Source organism: Paenibacillus sp. FSL R5-0623, assembly GCF_037974265.1.
Taxonomy (GTDB): Bacteria; Bacillota; Bacilli; order Paenibacillales; family Paenibacillaceae; genus Paenibacillus.
This window is the reverse complement of the sequence record NZ_CP150233.1, coordinates 1,732,276-1,753,110: the sequence shown is the minus strand read 5'-3', so window position 1 is coordinate 1,753,110 and position 20,835 is coordinate 1,732,276. Positions and strand designations below refer to the sequence as shown.

At 45.9% G+C, this 20,835-nt stretch carries 23 protein-coding genes; 5 read left to right on the top strand and 18 right to left on the bottom strand.

All coding sequences use genetic code 11. The features are described from left to right. Positions 1-2: 2 nt before the first annotated feature. Both MKY92_RS08030 and MKY92_RS08025 read right to left on the bottom strand, forming a co-directional pair. The gene (locus tag MKY92_RS08030; protein WP_339300082.1) at positions 3-491 is read right to left on the bottom strand and encodes an isochorismatase family protein; all 489 of its coding nucleotides are present in this window, start codon (positions 489-491) and stop codon (positions 3-5) included. A gap of 51 nt (positions 492-542) precedes the next feature. Then, positions 543-1,253 carry an AAA family ATPase gene (locus tag MKY92_RS08025; RefSeq protein ID WP_339300081.1) on the bottom strand — a complete coding sequence of 237 codons (711 nt, stop codon included), beginning with the start codon at positions 1,251-1,253 and terminating at the stop codon, positions 543-545. Between the two features lie 296 nt (positions 1,254-1,549). Between MKY92_RS08025 and MKY92_RS08020 the strand changes: the two genes are divergently transcribed. Genes MKY92_RS08020 through MKY92_RS08010 form a run of 3 tightly spaced genes read left to right on the top strand, consistent with a single transcriptional unit; the run spans position 1,550 to position 4,422 of the window. Further along, entirely contained in the window at positions 1,550-2,434 is an 885-nt protein-coding gene (locus tag MKY92_RS08020) for a PRD domain-containing protein (protein ID WP_339300079.1), read from the top strand. Further along, complete coding sequence (locus MKY92_RS08015; RefSeq protein ID WP_339300078.1) at positions 2,431-2,937, top strand: PTS glucose transporter subunit IIA; 507 nt, start codon at positions 2,431-2,433, stop codon at positions 2,935-2,937. Before MKY92_RS08020 ends, MKY92_RS08015 begins: the two co-directional genes overlap by 4 nt. A 30-nt stretch (positions 2,938-2,967) precedes the next feature. After that, the gene (locus tag MKY92_RS08010) at positions 2,968-4,422 is read left to right on the top strand and encodes a PTS transporter subunit EIIC (protein WP_339300077.1); all 1,455 of its coding nucleotides are present in this window, start codon (positions 2,968-2,970) and stop codon (positions 4,420-4,422) included. A gap of 152 nt (positions 4,423-4,574) precedes the next feature. Here the strand turns inward: MKY92_RS08010 and MKY92_RS08005 are convergent, their stop codons facing one another. The 8 genes from MKY92_RS08005 to MKY92_RS07970 form a co-directional block, all read right to left on the bottom strand. Next, positions 4,575-5,588, bottom strand: coding sequence for a bifunctional glycosyltransferase family 2/GtrA family protein (locus MKY92_RS08005; RefSeq protein WP_339300076.1), 1,014 nt, complete (start codon positions 5,586-5,588; stop codon positions 4,575-4,577). Beyond that, positions 5,585-6,598: a phosphodiester glycosidase family protein gene (locus MKY92_RS08000; RefSeq protein ID WP_339300075.1), complete on the bottom strand. Its 1,014-nt coding sequence runs from the start codon at positions 6,596-6,598 to the stop codon at positions 5,585-5,587. The genes MKY92_RS08005 and MKY92_RS08000 overlap by 4 nt, the downstream gene beginning before the upstream one ends. Positions 6,599-6,983: 385 nt before the next feature. Next, the gene (locus MKY92_RS07995; RefSeq protein WP_339300074.1) at positions 6,984-7,940 is read right to left on the bottom strand and encodes a radical SAM protein; all 957 of its coding nucleotides are present in this window, start codon (positions 7,938-7,940) and stop codon (positions 6,984-6,986) included. 140 nt (positions 7,941-8,080) lie between these two features. Beyond that, the gene (locus MKY92_RS07990) at positions 8,081-8,683 is read right to left on the bottom strand and encodes a hypothetical protein (RefSeq protein WP_339300072.1); all 603 of its coding nucleotides are present in this window, start codon (positions 8,681-8,683) and stop codon (positions 8,081-8,083) included. 63 nt (positions 8,684-8,746) lie between these two features. Next, a complete protein-coding gene (locus tag MKY92_RS07985) occupies positions 8,747-9,322 on the bottom strand; it encodes a GNAT family protein (protein WP_339300071.1) in 576 nt (191 codons plus the stop codon). An 81-nt stretch (positions 9,323-9,403) separates the two neighbouring features. After that, positions 9,404-10,060, bottom strand: coding sequence for a pyridoxal 5'-phosphate synthase (locus tag MKY92_RS07980; protein ID WP_339300070.1), 657 nt, complete (start codon positions 10,058-10,060; stop codon positions 9,404-9,406). Between the two features lie 217 nt (positions 10,061-10,277). After that, on the bottom strand, positions 10,278-10,901 hold the full coding sequence (locus tag MKY92_RS07975; RefSeq protein ID WP_339300069.1) for a histidine phosphatase family protein: 624 nt from the start codon (positions 10,899-10,901) through the stop codon (positions 10,278-10,280). Positions 10,902-11,026: 125 nt separating this feature from the next. After that, a complete protein-coding gene (locus tag MKY92_RS07970) occupies positions 11,027-11,533 on the bottom strand; it encodes a DUF2569 domain-containing protein (RefSeq protein WP_221822669.1) in 507 nt (168 codons plus the stop codon). A gap of 358 nt (positions 11,534-11,891) precedes the next feature. Here MKY92_RS07970 and MKY92_RS07965 point away from each other — a divergent pair, with 358 nt between their 5' ends. Next, positions 11,892-12,836 (top strand): hypothetical protein, encoded by a 945-nt coding sequence (locus MKY92_RS07965; protein ID WP_339300068.1) that lies wholly within the window; start codon positions 11,892-11,894, stop codon positions 12,834-12,836. A 19-nt stretch (positions 12,837-12,855) separates the two neighbouring features. Here the strand turns inward: MKY92_RS07965 and MKY92_RS07960 are convergent, their stop codons facing one another. The 8 genes from MKY92_RS07960 to MKY92_RS07925 form a co-directional block, all read right to left on the bottom strand. Next, on the bottom strand, positions 12,856-13,149 hold the full coding sequence (locus MKY92_RS07960) for an RNA polymerase alpha subunit C-terminal domain-containing protein (RefSeq protein ID WP_339300066.1): 294 nt from the start codon (positions 13,147-13,149) through the stop codon (positions 12,856-12,858). Positions 13,150-13,168: 19 nt separating this feature from the next. Further along, positions 13,169-14,176, bottom strand: a complete 1,008-nt coding sequence (locus MKY92_RS07955) for a phosphotransferase (protein WP_339300065.1) — start codon at positions 14,174-14,176, stop codon at positions 13,169-13,171. 42 nt (positions 14,177-14,218) lie between these two features. Beyond that, complete coding sequence (locus MKY92_RS07950; protein ID WP_339300064.1) at positions 14,219-14,812, bottom strand: DUF4304 domain-containing protein; 594 nt, start codon at positions 14,810-14,812, stop codon at positions 14,219-14,221. An 86-nt stretch (positions 14,813-14,898) separates the two neighbouring features. Further along, a complete protein-coding gene (locus MKY92_RS07945; protein WP_339300063.1) occupies positions 14,899-15,435 on the bottom strand; it encodes an NUDIX domain-containing protein in 537 nt (178 codons plus the stop codon). A 164-nt stretch (positions 15,436-15,599) separates the two neighbouring features. Further along, entirely contained in the window at positions 15,600-16,277 is a 678-nt protein-coding gene (locus MKY92_RS07940; RefSeq protein ID WP_339300062.1) for an ABC transporter ATP-binding protein, read from the bottom strand. Then, a complete protein-coding gene (locus MKY92_RS07935) occupies positions 16,274-17,404 on the bottom strand; it encodes an ABC transporter permease (RefSeq protein WP_339300060.1) in 1,131 nt (376 codons plus the stop codon). Before MKY92_RS07935 ends, MKY92_RS07940 begins: the two co-directional genes overlap by 4 nt. A 67-nt stretch (positions 17,405-17,471) precedes the next feature. Then, complete coding sequence (locus tag MKY92_RS07930) at positions 17,472-18,848, bottom strand: HAMP domain-containing sensor histidine kinase (RefSeq protein WP_339300059.1); 1,377 nt, start codon at positions 18,846-18,848, stop codon at positions 17,472-17,474. After that, a complete protein-coding gene (locus MKY92_RS07925; protein WP_339300058.1) occupies positions 18,845-19,522 on the bottom strand; it encodes a response regulator transcription factor in 678 nt (225 codons plus the stop codon). The genes MKY92_RS07930 and MKY92_RS07925 overlap by 4 nt, the downstream gene beginning before the upstream one ends. Before the next feature lie 291 nt (positions 19,523-19,813). Here MKY92_RS07925 and MKY92_RS07920 point away from each other — a divergent pair, with 291 nt between their 5' ends. Next, positions 19,814-20,797, top strand: coding sequence for a cation diffusion facilitator family transporter (locus tag MKY92_RS07920; RefSeq protein ID WP_339300057.1), 984 nt, complete (start codon positions 19,814-19,816; stop codon positions 20,795-20,797). The last annotated feature ends 38 nt before the right edge of the window (positions 20,798-20,835 follow it).

Here is a 20,835-nt window from a genome sequence, read left to right as displayed (position 1 = left end):
ACTTAATGGATTAGATAATCAACCACAGGATATGAGATCACATTGCGATCTCTGTACGTTGAAATCACCGCTTCGTGATGGGTGCTGAGAATTCCATTTTGCAACATCACCGGCCGGAAACCTCGCTCCATCGCACCGTTGTAGGTGAATAGAACACATTCCTCTGCAGCAAACCCGGCAATAATCACCAATTCAATTCCGTGACTCTTCAACACCTGCTCCAGATTAGTCTGCCAGAAAGCGTTGGAAGCTTCTTTGGTAACTGTGATATCCTTCTCATTCACATCCACCTCGGGAATAATACGATATTCTTCCGGTGGTGTCTCCTCCATGCCCTCCACATCCTGTACGTGAACGACCACATGATCATTCGATCGCAGCACGTTAGCCACATGGTTAATGTACTCACAAGCATGGTCTATCGAGCTCTGATCCATCTTTTTCCGCACAATACTCTCTTGCATATCAATGATTATGAATCCTACTTTCATCCAATCTCTCCTCATAAAATGTAGTATTAAACTTGGTATCACAATATCAATTTAATCTTTAAATAATTCATTCAGCATCCGGTCGCGGTTCTCCAGAAAGCTGCGGGTAATCTGGTAGTGATCGGTATCCTCATAGGCTACCTCTTGAATCTGGCTATCATCAAAACTTAAAATCTCTGCCCCCGGATACCCCAGCAAAATGGGTGAGTGCGTCGCAATAATGAATTGTGAAGTGCCTGACAGATCATGAAGAATCCGCAATAAGGACAGCTGCCTTGCTGGGGACAATGCGGCTTCGGGCTCGTCGAGCAGATAGATGCCTTTGGAACTGAAGCGATTGACGAACAGACTGAGAAAAGACTCCCCATGTGATTGTTCATGTAATGAACGCCCGCCATAGTATTGAAGCGACGCCGGCATCTCATCGACATGTGATGCGAATTGATAGAACGATTCAGAGCGCATGAAGAAACCATTCGTTATTTTGGGCAACCAGGCCAGCCTGAGATAATTCCCGAGCGAGGATTCCGAAGCATGTGTCTCGTAGGTATTATTCCTGCCACCCCCTGCGGTATTGAAGCCACATTGATGTGCGATGCCTTCCAGCAGCGTAGATTTCCCTGAACCATTTTCACCTACAAAAAAAGTAACGTTATTCGTGACCTCCAATCGTTCCAAGGACCGGATCGCGGGGATGTCAAAAGGATATTGGTCCGGATTCTCGATCTTGGCCGACAGGAGTTCCACACTTCGAAGATACATAGGCATACTCCTATTCATGTTAGATTTGGCTCCAACTACGGCAGGTACCTTTTCGTTTACACATTCCCTATATTAAACGACGAACAGTGGGATGACAAAATTATGGTTGACGGTGGCAGATCAGCTATATATTATGTAGGAAGAACGTTCTGATGAAAACATAAAATGAATTGGCGTGTTACCACCCCAGAGGGCATGAGCCAAGAAGCGAACATGAGACTATACTCGCTTCTTGGCTCTTTTTGCGTTCCGGAGGCATGAAAGCGTTAACTTTAGAAACGAGGAGGCGGTGAACCGTGAGTAAAGGAATGATTCTGCAGGTGGAGCGGGTCGTCGGCAGCAATATTGTTCTGGCCCGGTCGCACCAGAATAGCAAGGAGTATGTACTGATTGGCAAAGGGTTGGGATTTGCGTTCAAAGTGGAAAGCACCGTGCAGTCTGATGATCCGCGGATTGAGAAAAGGTTCCGGCTGGAAGACCGGGAGGAATGGGGGCAGGCTCAGGAGCTGATGAGGGATTTGGACCCCAATGTCATCGACATCTCTGACCGAATTATCCGTCTCATCGCTGATCAGTTTCCCGGCAAGCTGAATGACAAGATCTATCTTGCTCTTCCGAGTCATATTCAGTTCACTTTATATCGTATCCGCAACGGGATGGAGATTCTGAATCCTTTCCTTACGGAGACAAAGCTCAGTTTTCCGAAAGAATTCGAAATCGCCTCGGAAGCGGCGGCCATGATCGGAGAGGCTTTTGGCGTAGAGATACCGGAGGATGAGGCGGGATTCCTGACATACCATGTGTACTCCTCCGTAAATCACGTCCCTGTCGGACAGTTGGTTAAGGTATCTAATGTGATCAGCAAGCTTCAGTCGATTATTGAAGAGGAGGGTGGCATTCGCTTTGATCAGGGCAGCCTTAGCCAGGCAAGACTCATGATACACCTGCGCTTCTCCATGGAACGCCTGTATCAGCAGCCGATGACGGCCCCCACCTTCGCACAATATGTGAAAAATGAATATATGTCCGAATACCAGCTAGCCAGAAAACTGAGCGCTGTAATGGCCGAGGATTTGGGTACAGAAGTGCCCGAGGAAGAAACGGCTTTTCTCGCCATGCATTTATACCGGCTTTTTCAAACCCATGCCAAAACCAACAACAGAAAGGACAACACACAATGATCTGGAAATGGAAAAACAACAAATCTGCCAAAACATCTGAAACAATATCCGTCGCCTCCCCATTCACCGGAACCTGCGTCAGTTTGGAAGAAGTGCCTGACGAAGCGTTCGCGCAAGGACTTATGGGACCGGGAGTCGCAATGATTCCCCAGGAAGGCAGGCTGGTCGCCCCTATCGACGGCACTGTGGTACACCTGATCAAATCGCACCATGCCGTAATGATTGAACATGCTTCCGGGCTGCAGCTGCTGCTGCATATCGGTATGAATACTGTCAGCCTGAAAGGACAGGGCTTCACCCCCCAAGTGCAGACCGGGGATCAGGTCACTATCGGTCAGACTCTAATTAAATTTGACCTGAATGCGATCGCTTCGGCCGGTTATCCGGTCATCACCCCTGTCATCGTTGCGAATGCGGCTGATCAGCCGTGGGAGTCGCACCCGGAGTATGGCAGCGTAAAAGCAGGCATGGGAACTATCATGAAAGTCAGCTTGTCCAAATAACCTAAATCAAAAAAAGAAAGGAAGAACAATATGCTGAAATCACTGCAAAAGCTGGGAAAATCCCTGATGCTTCCTGTAGCAACCCTGCCTGCGGCAGGTATTCTTCAAGGCCTCGGTCTTCTTAATTATGAAAAGGACATTCCTCTCGGTCCCGTGATCGGGGGATTCCTTAATCAGTATGTAGTACCATTCCTGAATGAAGGAGCGGGGGCGATCTTCGGCAACCTTGCGCTCATCTTTGCCATTGGGGTGGCAATCGGACTGGCGGGGGATGCGGTCGCCGCGCTTTCCGCCCTGATCGCTTATATGGTGCTGACGCGGATTCTCGGAGCCGTTCCGGGTGTATTCGGCTACATTCCTGACGATGTCAAGCTGGATATGGGCGTATTGGGCGGGATATTTGCCGGACTGCTTGCAGCCTATATGTATAAAAAATACCATAATATCAAGCTTCCTGACTGGCTCGGCTTCTTCTCCGGCAAACGCTTTGTGCCGATGGTCACCGCCGGCTCCATGCTGGTGTTGGCCATCCTGTTCGGCATGGTCTGGAGCCCGATTCAGGATGCCATCGGCGCTTTTGGCGCCTGGATTGTAGGATTTGGCGGCGTTGGCTCTATGGTGTTTATGATCGCCAACCGCCTGCTCATCCCGCTCGGTCTGCATCATGTCCTCAACTCCATCGCCTGGTTCCAGATCGGAGATTATACCAATGCAGCCGGGGAAGTCGTGCACGGCGACCTGACCCGCTTCTTCAATGGAGACCCTACGGCAGGCATGTTCATGTCTGGCTTCTTCCCGATTATGATGTTCGCTCTTCCGGCTGCGGCGCTAGCCTTGATTCATACAGCCCGGCCTGAAAAGCGCAAAATGGTCGCTTCGATCTTTATCGGCGCAGCGGTGGCTTCGTTCTTAACGGGTATTACCGAGCCGCTCGAATTCTCCTTCATGTTCGCGGCGCCTCTGCTGTATGTGGTGCACGCTATTCTTACCGGTGCGGCGGCCCTGATCATGTACCTGCTGAATGTTAAGCTGGGCTTCGCCTTCTCTGCAGGTCTGATCGATTACCTCGTGAACATGAAGCTGTCGACCAATCCGCTGCTCATGATCCCGGTCGGACTCGCATTTGCGGTCGTCTATTATTTCCTGTTCCGGTTCATGATTATCAAGTTCAACCTGAAAACGCCGGGGCGCGAGGATGACACTTATGATGCCGATACCCCCACTAATACTTCAGCAGTGGCAGCGTCTGCCGACACCAAGGCTGGCAAAGTGCTCGCCGAGATCGGGGGAACAGATAATATCGAGAGCATTGACGCCTGCATCACTCGCCTCCGGCTAGTTGTCAGGGACGACAAAGCCGTCAACGATCGGGCGCTCAAACAGCTTGGCGCTTCCGGTGTCATGAGGCTCGGTGGCGGAGCAGTGCAGGTCATCTTCGGCACCCAGTCCGAAATCCTGAAGGATGAGATTAAGAAGCTGATGTAACGCTCGTCCTCCTGTGAGTTTAAAAGGTCGAGAACAAGGGTATGCGTACCCCTGTTCTCGACCTTTTTTGTTAACCAAGAAGCGCAGGATATTCTTTTGAAACGTTTTTGATTGAAAAAAAGAGAGCAAGCTGTATGCCCACTCTCTCTGTGTTAATAGACAAATCTGCGCTGTGCCCAATAGCTGAATACAAAGATGGACACCTCAGTTAACAGCTTGGCTGCGAGCAGCGGAATAATCAGTTTTTCATTATAAAAATACAGTAAACCGTAGTTTAATAACAGCACCAGTAGGACAAGTGAGAAGTATTTGGGTAAAGATTGCCGAACCTTCGAGGTTCGTCCAGCTGAAAATACGTACTTCCGATTCATCGTGTAGTTGAAGAGTGAGCTGCACAGTCTCGCTGTGACAACCGACAAAAACAGATTGTGACTGAAATACTGAATGACGAATAGTAGTCCAAAATCAATTAGAGCAGACAGCAACGAAGATGTGCTGAACATCAGGATTGGCCTATAGATTCGGAACGAATCGACCAGCGGGCGGAAATGAGAGGATTCATTGTGATCCAGATACACCGTATCAATAAACTCCTCCGTAATCTCATACCCTTCCTTGTGTGCACTTAACAGCATGTTCATCTCGTATTCAAACCGATCCCCGGGGATCTGGTTCAGCCAGTCCAGCATGGCGCATGGAAAACCGCGCAGACCCGTCTGTGTATCATATACTTGGGTACCTGTCGTGAGCGAAAAAACTGTCCGGGTGACTGTATTGCCAAAACGGCTGCGTGCTGGGATTTTCCCGCTGAAGCGACGGCTGCCAAGTACAATTCCTGGTGTCGTTTGTGCGATAAGCACTTCGAAGATACGCCTAATATCATGTGGCAGATGCTGTCCGTCACTGTCTGCGCACACTACACCACCCTGAGGTCCATACTCCTTAATATACTGAAATCCCGTCTTCAAGGCCCCTCCCTTGCCCAGATTGGCGGAATGTGTCAGGACCGTACAGCCATAGGCTTCTGCCGTTTCAAAAATCCCACGGTACCCTGGGCCACTGCCATCATCCACAATCACAATGGGACCAAGTTTAAATGTTTGCAGTTGCAGAACGAGATTCAGTAAACGCACATCGGGTTCATATGATGGAATTAATATCGTCATGATCCTTGTCCCTCCGTCAGATATAGAATGTCACTTACGCCACGTTCCTGGTTACGCCCCAGCGGGTTATTGACAACTCTGCCCATAAAATACATTGTGGATGAACCGCCGCCGTCCAGATTGTAAGCTTCGGTTGCTCCGAGGCCTTTCATGACATCGGCCAGTTCTGCCAAGGTCATGCCACGGCTGTTGTCCTGCCGTCCGTCCACCACCACGAAGACGTAATGATTCGGAGCAACCATGCCAATCGCTGTTCTTGGATTTGTATCCTGGATGGAGCGGTTACCGAAGTTGTTATCGATTTTCACACTGCTAAAATCACTGACGATCTCGCCATCCTGAATCAGGATCGGTCCAAAGGATAGTGTATTGGTTGCACCTTCGGCCAGCAGTTCCGAGGAAGAAATCTCGTTCTCGTTATATGTTTTCATGGTCCCATTGTTGAACAGGGCGAGTGCATCCCGCGTCGGACTGTCCCGGTACAATGTTCCATTTCGAATAATGACACCATCATTACGGAATCCATAATAATCACCATTAATGGCAAAGATCGCATTATTGGCTGCGGCAATCTCTGACGTATTCTCGGTAATGTTCGTTCCAAAGCTATTATCCGCCAGCGCGGATCGCAGGCTGCTTGCATCTGTTAGCTGAACATCAGCGACATAATACGTAATCTGATCAGAGCCAGAGCCTGTCTGTACTTTTTCAATACTGACCTTCATATCATCACTCGAATAATTCCAATCATCTGACGTTGCATTCATTTCAGTTGCGGTGGTTGAAGTGTTGGTGGAATCATTCGCGTTGTTCGTTGTTGCCGTTGCCGCGTTCTCATCCGCCACAACCACCTGCACATGCCGGATCAGGTAACGGTCAGCCAAGCTGTACAGGATTCCACCTACCGTTAGCACGATGACAAGTGTGATGATGAGCCATCTGCGCTTTCTTGGGGAGAACAGTCTTTTATGTGGGTCTTTCCGGTTTGGGTTCTCATAGATCTTCATCATGTGAATCTCACCTCTTCATCTAAGTTCTTAAGGCCATATTAGGCCGGGTAGCTTAAATGAATCTGAAACCATATCAATTGGACTAAAGATTATTTACACTGACACTACGATGACAGAACAACCTTCCAATCGCTGTTACCCCCAGATTTTTTTGATTCCCTTTACTAAAGGGGAAAATCCGGGGATAAAGGCGAACGCTTCGCTTTTTCAGGTTTTTTCTGTCCTCTCCGTTATTGTTTAAATGAATAGTTCAATCAAAAAAGGCCATCCGTTTTCCCATTGAGGAAATCAGATCACCTTGATTTTCAATCTATAGAACCCTAAAGGTCACTTCTATCATAGTGCATATTTTATTCAACACACATATCTTCAACAGGTCTTCCTATTATGCGTCTGCAAAAAGTGCATCGTATGCGGGACAAGGCCGCTTTTCCAAAAATTCTGTTAACGCCGGTGGCTGTTGGGCATAGATATCCTTCAACGACGTTCCATTATAGATGTTGCCAATCACGACAGGATGGCATAACTCACAGATGAGAATATCCCCGTTGCCGTGCAAGTGCAGCTGTTTCGTGCCATCTACACAATTAGAGAAATGCACACCGGGTTGTTCATGCAAATTCAACTGTTCAGCGAACCGATCCATACAGGTAAAATAGAGCGAAGTATCAGGCTTCTTATGTTCTATCAGTTCCGTTACAGATCGAATGAGAGACTCTTTGGATACAATCTGGCTCCAGTCCGTATGCGGCATCTTAATACTGTTCTGGATCTCATGGATGCGCACACCCATATCATACACCTTATCGCTAATGGCCTGCATGTTCGCTTGATTACCTTCAAATAGTAACGTTTCCAGCACCGTCTCCAGACCAGCTTCCGTACACAAACGGATATTCTGCTCCAGTCTCTCATACATGCGAGGATGCACACGGTAGTACTCAGCATACGACTCCGCATCCGTATAATTGAACGAGATATGAATGTTGGACAAGCCAGCATCACGCAACGCAAGAATCCGTTCTTCTGTCAGCAGGCTGGCATTACTGTTCAATTGTGTATCGATGCCATGTGCCGCACAGTACGTCACAATCTCCAGGCAATCCTGATATTTCAGTGTAACTTCTCCCCCTGACAATCGCACTCTCTTGAGACGAGGAAGCTCACTAATAATACGGATAACTTCCTGACTATTGATGCACGCTCCATCATCCCGATTGTAGGCGCAGCAGTAGTCGCATTTATAATTGCAGTTCGATGTCACTCCCACCTCAAGCCCTTCCAGCTCATATACGCCGGGGGTTTCCAATTCGAGTGATTTATATTTGTTTTTGGCTATCAATTCGTTGTACCTCCTGGTTCCTTCATTCAATCCACATTTGGATAACTTGAAGATTATAGCGGAAGGCACCCGGTTGACGATATGACATTATGTACGTTGGTTGTTGTAAAGGTGGGATATAAGGTAATTCCAGAATTCCTCTATTGTATGTCATCCACGTTGAACTCAGGATTATAGGCAAACTCATGACTCGCCAGCATGATGAATGAGACACGACCTTTTTGATCAAAATTCATGGATAAGCCTTTCATATCCTCAAATCTGCCTTCTTCCAATATTGCATGATCAAAGGACGCTATGACATGGTAATTGCCTCGTTTATTTTTCTCCATGAAATATGTAATACTTTGTACTTTTCCCTTTTTAGTATCTATAAAAGCTTTTTTGCCGTATTGTTGGAAGACCTCTTGAACTGTACTTCCATAACCTATCCCACTTGGCGTTTTATACGTTTTGAACTTTGCCGAGTCATCAATTATGATGCCATCCACACTGCCATCTTTGTAATGAATACTCATATCTTTGTACTGGTAAACATTCGTATGCTTATAATAATCTTCGTGTAGTCCAAGTTGCTGCTCAACTTCTTCACGAGTACTTCCTAGTTTAATGGTAATATCTTTGGATTTAATCTGAAAACGGAATTCATCCTCCGTAAATATCTTAATTGCATGAGATGCAAGAGGTTCTTGTGAAACGGCATTACGATTGTAAGCCACTTCTGAGCTACTTAAAAAAGTCATGAATAGCATAAGATACAGGATTCCTTTGCTCAACCTCGCTCGCCCTTTCCCAAAACATGTTCTTTATTTAACACGAGTATAGAAGTCTTCTTTTACGATAGCATACATCTTCAGATCCTGAAGTTCATTTTTTACCTTCATGTATTTCCTCAGCACACCTTCGAATTGCATGCCTGCCTTCTCCATGACCTTGGCAGAACCTGTGTTTTCCACTAAACATCTGGCCTGGATTCGCTCGAGCCCCATTTCGTCAAATCCAAATTGGATGATTCGTTTCACTACCTCGGTCATGTAGCCCTGATTCCAAAATTGATCAGATAACACATATCCCAGTTCAACTCTCCTGTTATCGCTGTCACACCCTAGATAGTTACAACTACCAATCAGCCTCTTGGTGTGTTTATCTTCAATCCCCCATGGGCCTATTAGATCCGTCTCATAGCGACTCATGACAAAATCTAAAAAAGCTTTGGTGTCTTCTTTGCTCTGATGCGCATCCCAGGTGGTGAACTCCGATACAGCAGGTACAACGCAGTAACTGTACATATCCTCCAGATCATCATAGGTAAGAGGTCGGAGTAACGTCCGTTCGGTTTCCAACACGGGAAATGGTTCGAAGAAACTTTCAATCTTTTTCATAGATTTATCCTCCCTCAGATTGTTAGGAAAAAGAAACACTCAGCCGTTCGGTGCATGTTGCCTAACTCATTTGCTCTAAAATTAAGGCCACAATCTGCGTGTCTTCCACTGCCCATCTTGCTTTACATATTGGACTCGTACATGCTTGCGCTCCGAATCTCCCTGCCAAAACTCCACCTCTTGTGCATTCACGGCGTATAAACGCCAATGAAGTGTAACAACACTGGGGTCACGTCTTATCTTTTCCTTCTGATCTTCAATGGAACTATTCAGTACTTCCTCGCTATCCAAAACCTCACTCTGATGCCCTGTCATAGCAACTGCTCTTGCTCCAGCTGAACGTTTGCGGAAATCATCAGCACCCGCTTCATCTCCCCGATCTTCGGCAATTCCCCTTATCCGAATCTGTCTTCCAAGGGAAGGCCAGTAGAATGTCAGAGCGACATGAGAATTCTCCTTCAACTGCTGCCCTTTGCGACTCTCCGAACTGGAGGCAAAATAAAACGTTTCGTCGATTACGTTTTTCAAAATCAACACTCTCGCATCAGGATAACCGTCGTGATCCACGGTAGAGATCGTCATGGCATGAGGTTCTTTCACTTCATTCTCAACCGCCAATCTCAACCAATCCAAAAATAACTTCCCGGGCTGCTCTGGCAACTGCCCCATATCCCACGTTGGAAATGGACCAGATAAAGATTTTAAACGTTGCAGCAGTTCAATTGGTTGTTCGCTCATGTCATCGCCTCCATCTTCTCTTTAACATGGAAAAACAACTAATCTATATAAATTGAACTAAAGAATATTTACAATGTACACTCCGATGACAGAACAACCTTCCAATCGCTGTTATCCCCAGATTTTTTGATTCCTCTTATAAAGGGGAAATCCGGGAATAAAGGCGAACGCGCTGCTTCTTCAGGTCCTTTCTGTCCTCTCCGTTTTGTGTAAATGTTTAGTTCAATTTAGATAGATGACTTAACACATTTGAACTGCTAAGTTTCCAACCATGCCTTCCCTTTTCAACGGTATGTACACTGGTGTTGTCCATGGGATAAAAGCTGGACTTATTACTCCATTCCCTCTTCTCAAGCAGATAATACAGGATGTTAATCACTCCGCCATGAGTAATTAATAGAACATTGGATTTGATTGTCTGCTCCTCTAAACCTCTGAAAAGACTCTCAAAAGCTGTGCTTATCCGGTTATAAAAATCCCTTGGACTTTCTCCTCCCGGAAACGGGGTGTCCATCTCAAGAGTGTTGAAATAGACCCCTGGGTAATTCACTTCAGCATCCTTATGTAGCATGCCTGCCAAATCTCCGTTATTCATCTCCCGCCAATCTTTCATTAAGCTAGCCTGCATGTTTAATTTCTTCTCCATTTCCCGTGTAGTCTGTACTGCACGAGGCAGATCACTGCTAATAATCGTATGTATGTTGTACTCCTCAGCATGATGATGCAAATGCTCTCCCAGTTTCCTGGATTGATTGATTCCCTGCTCCGTAAGTCCACGATCGCTCCATCCGCCTCGATACCCTCCCTCATCCATCCCATGCCTTACCAGGTAAATTTTCAAGATCTCTCCTCCTTTTCACTTCTATAATGAACAATATCCTTTACACTGTATGACAGCCCGGCATATATAAAATAAACCCGACCTCAGATAGCTTCTACCAAGATCGGGCATTTCCTGCTTACCACTTATCTTACAAATGTGTTATGAACTCGCTCGGATTTGATAAAATAAGGAATCCAGATGGCACAAGTGATCACAGATTTAGCAATTTCTCTGATCGAGCTTCCATCTTCCAATTCTTTTGCTAACGGAATCTGGAGTAATAATAGGTAATCAATGATACCAACAGCTAGACTGAGACCATAGAATATGATCATCAGACGGGGTAATATTGCCTTCTTGCTATAAAACGCAAAAATTGTGTAGACGCTGAATAATAGAAACAGCGTATTGTACACCATCTCAAAAATAAGTACCGGACCCCATAACGGGTGATAGTAGTCGGATTGTTTGGAGGTTAGCATTTCCCAAGTCTCCGTTGTGAATGTGGGTATTATCTGTTGAAATAATTGCACTACAAGCAGTATTACCGTTAGAAATAATCCAATCTGGATGAGAATCAGCCAACCACCCAATCCCGAGACGCCTAGTGGACGGTAATCTGCCTTTTGCTCTTGAATATGTGGTTCCATTTCGTAACACTTCCTTAGCCAGTTTTGTTTTTCTGAGATGAGTCTTCATCTTAATATTGCACATTGAACCTATGGGTGATTCTCACCCCTTACTTCACGAGCGTTGTATGTATTTTCATACTCTCCTTATAGCGATCTCTCCGCCTTCCTATTATATGGAATTTTACACAACTTCCTTATTGTACTACATATGTCAAGGACGAAGCAGCCATTTCAAATCATACTCATACACTGTAAAAACCAAATAAGGCTTTCGCTATACTTCCGCCATGTTCAGCAAAGTACGCGTATGTCATAATCCTCTTATACAGATGCGGGTGGTGACTCTGCATTCGAGTAAAAAGGAGGGGTTATGGATATGCCCAATCCCAAAGTAAAACTTTTGCCTTTTGCCGACATTTCAAATTATGTCGAGGGCTTCGATATCGTTTCCACCCAGTGGGGCGGTGATGGCCTTGTCTATGTGCTGCTGATGAATCAGATCCCCGAAAGAAAACGAGGTATGTTCGTTCAGAGTAAATTGAAGCAAAGCTATACGTACAAAGTTCTCATTGTGACAGATCAAAATATCGAGGAAGTTGTCATCTGGGGACAGACGTTCAATTATCATTACGTACAACCATTGCATGATCACCTGCTACTCGTCGGAGCGCGCTGTACGAATTACGGAAATGAACAGTTTGATCTGAATGCCAAAGTGTGTGATTTAGACGGAAATACAATTCGCGAGTTTCTGTTGGGAGACGGTATCCAAAGTGTACAGGTCACAGAGAAGGGAACGATCTGGACCAGTTACTTCGATGAAGGGGTTTTTGGTACCTACGGATGGAGCGATCCGATTGGATCAAGCGGTCTGTTGGCCTGGGATAAGCACGGTAATAAAGTGTACGAAAACCATGCAGCAGACATTGCGGATTGTTACGCACTCAATGTCGTAAATGATAACCAGGTCTGGTTCTACTTCTATACCGATTTTGAACTTGGTTGTATCACAGGGGGTACCAGCGAAGCCAACGTTAAATTCATGAACCCGAACATCTCCGGTTCCTCCGGCTTCAGTACAGATGGTTATCATTTCTTGTTCGATGCCGGATACGGTAAACATGGTACGTTTGTACTTAAGAAAATGGAGAAGCCCGAAAGATTAAGCAAGGGGCAGAAGATTGATTTATTAAATGAAGATGATCAGCCCTTCAAGCAGGTACGGCAGGATTTTCGTCAACATCGTCTGCTACTTAGTGAAGGTAACTTGTTGTATCGGGTAACGATGGATGAGATTACTTCTGCTTCTGGTTTGGATTAAAGGAAAGAAGTGAAGAGGGTTATTTCTTGAAAGACAATCCCTCTTCTTCCAATGCGTTTCGAAGTTTAGGCATGGCAGATGGTCCGATTCCGTGCAGCTTCAGGATTTCTTTCTCTGTGTAATCCGCAAGTTGCAGTAATGTCGCAATGCCTTCATTCTCCAAGGCACGTCTGGCGGGAGCTGACAGCAAGGCTAGAAATCCATCTGTCGGTTTACTTTCAGCTTCGCACGTCGGACAGGTTGGGCAATCACTTTTTTTATAATATGAATGTCCTTGTTCGCATGTTCTGAGTGTTCCTTTATCGTTTGCCATATGGGCATCCCCTCCTGGATTAAGTATTCAACCAGTTCTTAATATCTGAAATCATATTCTCGTATTGTTTCAAAGCCTCTAAAGTTCTAATGACTTGTGATGTTCCTAATAACTGTTCCTCTATGTCCGTACATTCAATCCACAGTGACCGTTTAAGGCTATACTCGAGCCAGTCCAACTTTCCAGCAAAACCAATATCCAGAACCACTTCCCAATTGGCTGTTAGACTCCCCACTCGCTTCTTATATCCAGCTATAAAAGCTAAGAACTTTTCCTCGTTTATACTTCCAGAGCTATCTACTGACCAATACACAGCTGTTTCTACCAGATCATGCATCGGATTAATATAACCTGCCGATTCCCAATCTATAATAATAGGTATGTCTTGTCTCCACATCACATTCTTAGGCTCCAGATCTCTGTGACTAATAACATTATTGGATGCTAGCATTGAAGATGAATTCTTAGCTTTCATGCTCCACTCATACAGCTTATCCATACTGGAATTCAAAATCTCAATCCATTCCGAATTCTCATTTTTTCCTTTGTTCAGATAAAACATCCAATCTATTTTTTTAGAATTAGTCGCCTGTGAACTATCCAATTCTAGTTGTCTAAAATCCGTTTTATGGATATCTGCAAGGATCGTTCCTATCAGAGAACTGTTATTGATCGTAACTTCATCTTGTTCCAAACATTGACCCTCAATCCAATCAAATATTAGATAGAATTGATTATCAATGTTATGCATAGAAGTACCCTTTAACATTTTTGCAGGTTGAGCAGGGATATGTTCAGCTGCCACGTTTGCTATTTTTTCTGAATCAATATAATTTTGCACAGCAGTAGGTCTTATCATTATCTGGGGATTCAATGCCTTAATGGCATAATTAGCTTGCGTGGTTTCAATGGCGTACATTCGATGAAGAAGTCCACCTGAAATCGGTTTGGGCGAACTAATCAAATCACCAAGCTGTAATTCATTACACAGTTTCTCAAAATTTAAATTATATTGAGTATCGTTCATATGTTATCCCCTCTCATTTTGGCTATTTGTCTGGAGCAAAGCCTATAATCCATATTCGGCAAAAACGGCTGCATATTTCTTTTCTAATATCGTCCAGCGCTTTTCGGCTCCGTATTTGGAGTGAAGCTGTTCTAAATAATGCTTGGCTTCTTTCGTATCGCCGGCTTTTAGCAGGAAGCGGAAGGTTACTTCGCTTAAATGTAGCGCTGTCTTGTCCATATAATAATGGACTATATCTCTGGCCCCTGTTAGCGAGTGTAGGAATGACATGCCCTCTTCCAAATGTGACACCAGTTCTTTCGATAAAGCGTCTGGATCGATATCAGGCGTTAAGGTATAGTGGGCCGGAGCGGCAGGGGCTATTTCTCTGATTCGGCAGGTAAAATGAGATATGAACTCCAATATGTCTCCATTCAATCCAACGGAATGCAACTCCGCAAGTTCGGTGGAATGAACACCACAATTAACATAAAACTGAACTTGACTACTGGTGTTATACTTTGCTCTTTGAATGTTGAACTTATATGCGAGGTTTCCATCCGCTTTGTAGAAATTCAGATTTTTCTTCGAATAGCCGTGTTTGGCAAATACGGGTTTGACGTCTGTTTTGATGATCTTCTTAAAAAGTTCCTGCATTGATATCACTCCCAAGGCAAAGTTTATTTAATACGTGGTTACCCTTTTTTTGTTCAGAATCATGCTTGTTCTAATTTATAAAAATACTATTTAGCTTCTTCTCGCAGCATATGAGCCAGTTTGTACATCTCTGCAATGTCATGTCTGTTCTGTTCCTGGAATCTTCGGATCGCCTCATCAATCTCTACCACTTCCACCGCAACCACCTGCTCGCCATCCTCCGGATTCAGCGGATCACCGACAAGTTCAACGTCTCCATACCCGATGATTCGCACAAAATGGGGATGCGGGATATGCGGTCGATACGGTTCCAACGCACTGGATGTACAGTGGAATTGACCAAAAATCTGATAGGACCGCATTTCTGCCCCAAGTTCCTCCATCAGTTCGCGTTCCAGTCCATCCATATACTGCTCACCTGCTTCAAGCGTGCCTCCAGGCAGCTCCCAGTCTCCATTATCCAGTTGGAAAACAACACATTGATCCCCGACAAATGGAATGATGCTAATATTACTCACCAGCTTTTCATCCACGATGTCGTTTAATCTGAACTCTGCCTCAATAATCCCCCAATGAATCGACGTACTCAGTGCCGGGAATTGTTCTGCATTTAAGCTGCTCATCCACATCTGTTCCTCTCTATGTAAAATTCACTATTCTTCCAATTATAGTCGCAAACAAAGAAAGAAGGCCACCTTCCCACCGGGAATACGTGACCCTCATCTTACACTCTCTACCCTTAAGCCTTGGATCAATATTGTCTCCAGACTTTCAGACCATTCTCCTTCTAATGCTGCACCAGTTTTCCCTTTTCCAAAAAAAGAACCCGGCTACAGAGCGGCAAAATCCGCTCATCATGCGTAACCATCACTGCACTCTTGCCCTGCTCTTTCACGAGCCGTGCAATCATGCCTACAATATCCAGCCCACGTTCCGCATCCAGACTGGCTGTTGGTTCATCCGCGAGCACGACAGCCGGATCGTTCATCAACGCCCGTGCAATGGCGACCCGCTGACGTTCCCCACCAGATAGCTTCTCCGCATACGCCTTCCGCCGATGGGTCAACCCTACCGTATCTAGCAGCTCATTCACTCGCTTCTCCGCCTTATTTTTATCCGTTCCGGCGAGCTTTGCGACCACCATGAGTTGTTCTTCTACTTTCAAATACGGAATGAGGTTGGCACTTTGAAATATAAAACCAAGCTGCTGAAGCCGCATATCGGATATATCCTGTTTGCTTTTGCCCATAATAGAAGCCCCGTCCAGCAAAACCTGTCCTTCCGTTGGTTCAAGAAGTGCGCCAGCAATGGACAGGAATGTGCTTTTACCCGAGCCGGAAGGCCCCATCACAGCCACAAGTTCACCTTCAGCAACCTCAAGGTCCAACTTGTCCAAAATCGTCCGTTTACTGCCACCATCTTCAAAGGTCTGTGTAATTCCCTGTAATACCAATCGGTTTCTCATGCTGCTGTCCTCCCAATCGCATCAAGCGCATCAATTTTGGTAACCTTCCACACTGAAAATAATGAACCCGCCATAGACATTAGGATGAACAATACGCAGGTTAAGGCAAGCGTGGATAAGCCTAATTGAAATGGCATTGATGCTGGCAAGATGGACTCAAACAGTCGAACTAACAGCACGCTAATGACCAAACTGCCAACCGACAGAATGAATACTTGTAACGAAACACTACCCGCCAGATATCCATTCCGCGTTCCGATGGCTTTTAATATACCGAACTGACTCGTTTTCTGAATCGTGATGACATAGAAGAATACCGCAAGCACAAACGCCGAGATGACATATAGAAAAGCGATCATCATGAGCAACGATCCCTGCTCTTCCTTATATCCAGGAATAGCCGATACGGCATCCGACTTCGTAATGACTTCCGTATTAGGCATTGCAGCACTCAGTCCGTCCACCTGCTCACCCGCGTCCTTTACCGCAATGGCATTGTATATCGGCGAATTGGCATTGGTGTCGGCCGAACCTTGTGTAGTACGTGAACCCCCTTGAAGCGTAAGCCATTCTTCTTCATTCAGGAACACGACCGGCGAGTGACTGAAAGACTCATTTTGTACAAATCCGCCAACGGTCCACTCCATTCCCGAAGCTTGATCGACCAGAACGGTACCAATCGTCACACCGGATTCAGCTAACTTATGATCCACCACAACCTGCCCGTTAGTCTGATCCGTAATCAGAGTTCCTTCGGTAACCGCTGGAGCAAGCCAGCCTTCCGGATTCACCATGAACAACGTGACATCGATCTTTTTCGTGTCGCCCATTGGACTGACGGTTGTCATTTTCACACCGAGTGGCTCAGCGTTCTCTTGCCCCACTACGGAGCGAGCTTGATTAAGCTGATCCTGATCCACTTGTGACCGGGTAAACCGATGATTCGTATCCTGTTCCAGCACAAAGTGGGTTGCTGCCATATTTTTGACCGAAGCTGCGTTATCATAAGCCAGCCCCTGTGCAAGACCTGTAACAAACAGTACCAGAAATGAAACCAGTACCATGATTGTAGCAATTAAGGCATACCGCCCTTTGGCATACCTCATTTCCCGAATAGCCAAGTACATGTTGTGTGACCTCCCTCTTGATAACCCAAGTATAGGAGGCGAAAATGAACGGCAAATGAATAACAGATTACATCTGCGGAAGTGTCACGGTGAAGACTGTTCCCTCAGGCGAACTGGCGACCTCAATTGTACCGTCATGGATTCGAATAATTTTCTGCACAATGGCAAGTCCAAGCCCGGTTCGGCCGGAAGAACGTTCCCGCGCACGGTCCACCCGATAGAATCGATCGAACAGGAAAGGCAGATGCTCCGCAGCAATCCCGTCCCCTGTATCCTTAATCTGAATCACACACTGGTTATCCATTTGCTCGGCATGAATCTCGATGCTTCTTCCCTGTGGCAGATGATTCACTGCATTTCCCAGCAGATTCATCCACACCTGCATGAGCAGCACTTCATTGCCGACCAGCTGGATGGATTCGGGCACCGATATCCGAAGCAGCAGTTCTTTTTCTTCGAGTTGCCATTGCAACACCTGAACCGCTTGCCGGAATTGATCTCGCAAAGAGAACTTTACTTTGGACAGATCCTCGTTGCCTTGTTCAAGGGAGGACAATAGAAGCAATTGTTTACTGAGCAAAGAGAGATGACGACTCTCCTCCTCAATGATCGATGCATAGTGCTCTCGTTCCTGTTCGGGCAGATCGCGATCCGCCACCAATTGGGCAAACCCCTGAATGGAGGTCAGCGGCGATTGAATCTCATGCGATACGTTGGATACAAACTGTTGCCGCGCCTGATCGACCCTCTCCAATTCACGACTCATGGTCATGAAATGCTGAGCCAGCTGTCCAATCTCATCCCGCCTTGCGGTAGGCAATTTCAGATTATATTTTCCTTGAGCAATGCGCTTGGTCGCCTCGGACAGACGTTCAATTGGATTGACCAGATAACGGGTACTGATCAGAAAGATCAAGATACTAATGCCTATGGTAAATGCGCCAATCAGTGCAAAAAAGATTCGCAGCTCACCGAACTGCAGAATTACATCCGGACGCATAAAGAGAGCGTAATTCGCATTGCCTAGCTGTAGATGAACACCCACGGTATTGCTTAATTGATTATCGAAGAAACCGGTAATGAACGGTTTGCTTGGAAACTGGGCAACGCCATGATACACCTCACCATTCAATACCCGTACCACAGCTTGCTTGTCCAGATCTTTCTCACGGAATTCGCGGCCGTAGAATTGGTCGTTGCCTTTTCCATCCGTCACATAGATTTCGTACCCGAGTGCGGCGGCGTTGTTCAAATACTGCTCCATTGTGTCCGGTTGCTGCTCCACAAATTGTTTCATTTCCGCTGCAATGCCCACCAGCTTCTCATCATTGAAATCCTTGAGCTTTGTATGATAGTAGATATTGGACAAAAGAAAACCGAGGATGCCGCTGACCATAATCACCGCAATCGTAATGAGGAATACCCGGACGTACAAGGTTCTCAAGGTGCTTTCACCTCCATTTTGTAACCAATGCCCCGGACCGTTTGGATCACAAAATCGTCCGTATAATCGGCAAAACGATCACGTAACCGCTTGATGTGCACATCAACGGTACGGTCATCTCCTTCGTAATCCGCTCCCCATACCAGCCGAATGAGCTCATCTCGAGAGAACAAACGCCCCGGAAACTGGGCAAGCTGTGAGAGTAATTCAAATTCTTTCATTGGCAAAAAGAGAATGGATTGCCCATCCGTAACTTCCACATTGTTGCGGTCAATGACGATTCGGTTCATACGGATGATATCGCTGGATGTGCGATGGTACCGACGAAACAATGCCTTTACCCGATAGACCAGTTCTTCCGGTTCAAATGGCTTGGTCACATATTCATCTGTTCCTCTCAAATAACCGTCTCTCTTATCGGATAGCTGATCACGTGCCGTCAGTAGCATAATGGGAATATCGTAGTGCTGCCGAATGAAATCACATAACTCCAGTCCGTCCATGCCCGGCATCATCACATCTAAGATTGCCAGATCAATCGGGGTTTCTTGCATTAGTTTGACCGCTTCCAGTCCATCCTGCGCTTCATGAACTCGATACCCTTCCTTGGTCATGACATGCCGCAGGAGTGCTCGAATATTGGCATCATCGTCTGCCAGCAGCAGATGTTTCATATCGTTGTCCGCCCTTCTATGTAGCAGTGCATCTCACTTTGATCCTGAACAGATGGTAGCATAAAAGCAATCTCATTCGCCAGCACACAATCCCGGGAACACCGCGGCCATGTTTATATTTCCATGAATCTGGTTGACACTATTATGAGGCGCAACTATAATAAAACCATAACATATGAACAAACGCTCATATATTCATTTGTAGATGATCAAACAAGCCAAGAATCATCTTTATTCCACACTAGAAATCATATTACATAACGGAGCAAGGCTCCAAAGGAGAGGATTTAAATGTCCGGACATCATCACGATCAGATCCATGGGCACGATCATGGACACAACCACGCTCACACCACCAATAACAAGAAAGTCCTGTTGTTTTCCTTCATTATTATTACCATCTATATGATCGTAGAAGCCATTGGTGGATTCATCACCAACAGTCTCGCGCTTATCTCGGATGCAGGCCATATGTTGTCCGATTCTATTGCGCTCGGTATCGCTTTGCTGGCGTTCACGTTTGGTGAAAAAGCAGTAAATACTGGCAAAACGTACGGCTACAGAAGATTCGAGATTTTGGCTGCCACGTTAAACGGAGTTACGTTAATCGCCATTGCACTCTACATTTTCTACGAAGCGATTGGGCGTTTTATCAATCCCCCGGAAGTTGCTACAGTAGGCATGTTAATCATCAGCGTCATTGGATTGTTCATCAATATTCTGGTGGCCTGGATCATGATGCGTGGTAGCGATACGGAGAATAACCTGAATATGCGTGGTGCTTATCTCCATGTCATCAGTGACATGTTGGGATCGGTTGGGGCCATTGCGGCAGCACTGCTCATGATGTTCTTTGGTTGGGGTTGGGCCGATCCACTTGCGAGTGTGATTGTCGCTGCACTGGTATTGCGTAGTGGTTTCTATGTCACCAAATCATCCCTTCATATCTTGATGGAAGGTACTCCGGCCAATGTGGATGTGAATGACCTGGTGCAGACTATCAAACAAGTCGATGGCGTCAAAGGTGTACACGATGTTCATGTCTGGTCCATTACCAGTAACCTGAATGCGCTGACCGCTCATATTGTGGTGGATGGAACGATGGATGTTTATGCATCCGAGATCCTGGTTCAGAAGATTGAACATATGCTGGAGCATAAAGAAATCAAACATGTAACACTCCAAGTCGAGTCCGAGAAACATCTGCATGACACCTCGGTACTATGTACCGTCAAAGGCGACGCACCAGATGCTCATGCGCATCATCACCATTGATTAATTTCATTTCATGTTAGTTATAATGTACACGAGAA

What these genes read in the sequence shown, in the direction of transcription:
- MKY92_RS08000 (WP_339300075.1), bottom strand. Translation starts at nt 6,598, where the DNA reads ATGATGAAGATCTATGAGAACCCAAACCGGAAAGACCCACATAAAAGA.
- MKY92_RS07980 (WP_339300070.1), bottom strand. Translation starts at nt 10,060, where the DNA reads ATGAGCGAACAACCAATTGAACTGCTGCAACGTTTAAAATCTTTATCT.
- MKY92_RS08025 (WP_339300081.1), bottom strand. Translation starts at nt 1,253, where the DNA reads ATGTATCTTCGAAGTGTGGAACTCCTGTCGGCCAAGATCGAGAATCCG.
- MKY92_RS08015 (WP_339300078.1), top strand. Translation starts at nt 2,431, where the DNA reads ATGATCTGGAAATGGAAAAACAACAAATCTGCCAAAACATCTGAAACA.
- MKY92_RS07945 (WP_339300063.1), bottom strand. Translation starts at nt 15,435, where the DNA reads ATGAGCAGCTTAAATGCAGAACAATTCCCGGCACTGAGTACGTCGATT.
- MKY92_RS07935 (WP_339300060.1), bottom strand. Translation starts at nt 17,404, where the DNA reads ATGTACTTGGCTATTCGGGAAATGAGGTATGCCAAAGGGCGGTATGCC.
- MKY92_RS07940 (WP_339300062.1), bottom strand. Translation starts at nt 16,277, where the DNA reads ATGAGAAACCGATTGGTATTACAGGGAATTACACAGACCTTTGAAGAT.
- MKY92_RS08030 (WP_339300082.1), bottom strand. Translation starts at nt 491, where the DNA reads ATGAAAGTAGGATTCATAATCATTGATATGCAAGAGAGTATTGTGCGG.
- MKY92_RS07920 (WP_339300057.1), top strand. Translation starts at nt 19,814, where the DNA reads ATGTCCGGACATCATCACGATCAGATCCATGGGCACGATCATGGACAC.
- MKY92_RS07950 (WP_339300064.1), bottom strand. Translation starts at nt 14,812, where the DNA reads ATGCAGGAACTTTTTAAGAAGATCATCAAAACAGACGTCAAACCCGTA.
- MKY92_RS08010 (WP_339300077.1), top strand. Translation starts at nt 2,968, where the DNA reads ATGCTGAAATCACTGCAAAAGCTGGGAAAATCCCTGATGCTTCCTGTA.
- MKY92_RS07965 (WP_339300068.1), top strand. Translation starts at nt 11,892, where the DNA reads ATGCCCAATCCCAAAGTAAAACTTTTGCCTTTTGCCGACATTTCAAAT.
- MKY92_RS07970 (WP_221822669.1), bottom strand. Translation starts at nt 11,533, where the DNA reads ATGGAACCACATATTCAAGAGCAAAAGGCAGATTACCGTCCACTAGGC.
- MKY92_RS07925 (WP_339300058.1), bottom strand. Translation starts at nt 19,522, where the DNA reads ATGAAACATCTGCTGCTGGCAGACGATGATGCCAATATTCGAGCACTC.
- MKY92_RS07960 (WP_339300066.1), bottom strand. Translation starts at nt 13,149, where the DNA reads ATGGCAAACGATAAAGGAACACTCAGAACATGCGAACAAGGACATTCA.
- MKY92_RS07985 (WP_339300071.1), bottom strand. Translation starts at nt 9,322, where the DNA reads ATGAAAAAGATTGAAAGTTTCTTCGAACCATTTCCCGTGTTGGAAACC.
- MKY92_RS07955 (WP_339300065.1), bottom strand. Translation starts at nt 14,176, where the DNA reads ATGAACGATACTCAATATAATTTAAATTTTGAGAAACTGTGTAATGAA.
- MKY92_RS07990 (WP_339300072.1), bottom strand. Translation starts at nt 8,683, where the DNA reads ATGACTTTTTTAAGTAGCTCAGAAGTGGCTTACAATCGTAATGCCGTT.
- MKY92_RS08005 (WP_339300076.1), bottom strand. Translation starts at nt 5,588, where the DNA reads ATGACGATATTAATTCCATCATATGAACCCGATGTGCGTTTACTGAAT.